This window comes from Thermodesulfobacteriota bacterium (assembly GCA_040756475.1).
Lineage (GTDB): Bacteria > Desulfobacterota > Deferrisomatia > Deferrisomatales > JACRMM01 > JBFLZB01.
Window position 1 is genome coordinate 9,027 of record JBFLZB010000159.1, and the last position, 1,718, is coordinate 10,744.

Consider the following 1,718-nt stretch of genomic DNA (forward strand, 5'->3'; position numbering starts at 1 on the left):
GGGCCCTCATGATCCCGGGCATGGTGGGCAAGAACATCGGGGAGTGGCTCGCCAAGGGCGAGCTCCCCAAGACCGTGTCCCAGTACGGCACCCAGGCCGACCAGATCTTCGTCGTCATCGAGGACCTTCAGGACAAGTACGGCGCCGACATCAAGGACATCCCGTACGGCGCCATCGGGATCTACACCTACGCCGAAAAGCTCAAGACGGGCCTGCGGCAGCTCATGGCCGGGGCGCGCAAGTTCCGCCTGGACCTGCTGGAGCGCACCGACCTCATGTCCCTCACCGAGGACGCGGCCAGGGTCTCGGGCATTCCCTACGTCATGGAGGCCCGCCGCGACGAGGCGGAGAAGGTGCTCCTGGGTTAGCAGGCTTCCGAAACGGGGCAGCCTCGTTCGGTCTTCCCCCGGCGGCATTTATGTCGCGAAACGGGGAGCGGGTACCCGCTCCCCGTTTTGCGTCTTCTCCGACGGCGCGCTCCTGGGGGCGGGCGCGGAGGAAAACGCCTTGCTGTGCCTGGGAAAATGAGTCCTTGACGGGCTCGCCGCTCCCGGGTTCCCATAGACGGGTTGGCGATTCGGCCCCCAGTTTCCCCGTGCGGAGTGCCCCGATGGAGCTGGGCCCCCCCCCCGAAGACGACCTGCGGCCCCCGGTGCGCACCCCGGGCACGATCGTTCCCGCCCTCCTGTGCGGAGCGATCGTGGCCCTGGGCGTTCTCACCTGGTGGGGGAAGGGTCCCCAGGCCCCCGACCGGAGGGCCGCCTGGGTTCCTTCGCTCTCTCGGCCGGCGGCGCCGTCGGCACCCGTGGGTCTGTTCCTCTTCGACTCCCCACCGTCACGCCAGCTCACCCGCCTCCTCGACGCGGCCTGGTCCGTACCGGGTATGGAGGGCCTGGTGCCCAACCTGGCACCCGTGCGCCTGCCCCCCGACATGGACGAGCTCGACCTGGAACACAAGAAGGAGGCCTTCTTCCGGTCGGTGCTGCCCCACGTTCTGGCCGCGAACCGAAGGATTCGCGCAGAACGGGCGCGCTTGCTGGCGCTGGGAGAGCGCCTGGGCAGGGGGGAGGCCACGGCCCGGGAGGACGACGCCTTCGTCCGGGAGCTGGCAGAGCGCTATCGGATCGACACCCCGGAAACCGAGCCCGGCGCTCCGCCCGAGGAGCTCATCGAGGAGCTCCTCCGCCGGGTGGACGTGGTGCCGCCGAGCCTGGCCCTGGCCCAGGCAGCCATCGAGTCGGCGTGGGGGGGCTCCCGGTTCGCGAAGCTCGGCAACAGCCTCTTCGGCCAGTGGGTGTTCTCCGCGGACAAGGGCATCGCCCCCCTCCTGCGGGACGAAGGGGCCAACTACTCGGTGGCGCGGTTCGTGGACCTTGCCGAGGCGGTAGACGCCTACGTGCGCAACCTCAACAGTTTCTGGGCCTACGAGGAGTTCCGGATCCTGCGGCGGGGGATGCGGGAAGTCGGCGAGGCCCTGGATCCCCACGCCCTGGCAGACGGGCTGATCCTCTACTCCATCCGCCGCGAGGAGTACGTGGACGAAGTGCGAAAGGTCGCGCGCGACAACCGCCTGCACCGGTTCGAGGGCAAGCGGCTGGCTCCGGTCCCCGAGGCGGTCTGGAGCGAGATCCTGGCGGAGCAGGGCGCGGCGACCTCGTTTCGCTGGGTGGAGCTGGACGACTGAGGTGCTTTGCCCGGGCGCACCCGGCCCGGGCAAA

At 69.7% G+C, this 1,718-nt stretch carries 2 protein-coding genes; both read left to right on the forward strand.

Annotation, left to right across the window (positions count from 1 at the left end; translation table 11 throughout):
• The coding region (locus tag AB1578_18115; protein ID MEW6489810.1) for an FMN-binding glutamate synthase family protein at positions 1-368 on the forward strand (368 nt) is incomplete at its 5' end.
• 242 nt (positions 369-610) lie between these two features.
• Positions 611-1,684 carry a glucosaminidase domain-containing protein gene (locus AB1578_18120; GenBank protein MEW6489811.1) on the forward strand — a complete coding sequence of 358 codons (1,074 nt, stop codon included), beginning with the start codon at positions 611-613 and terminating at the stop codon, positions 1,682-1,684.
• Positions 1,685-1,718: the final 34 nt, after the last annotated feature.

Excerpts from the sequence above, each read along its gene's own strand:
- AB1578_18120 (MEW6489811.1), top strand. The coding sequence starts at position 611 with ATGGAGCTGGGCCCCCCCCCCGAAGACGACCTGCGGCCCCCGGTGCGC.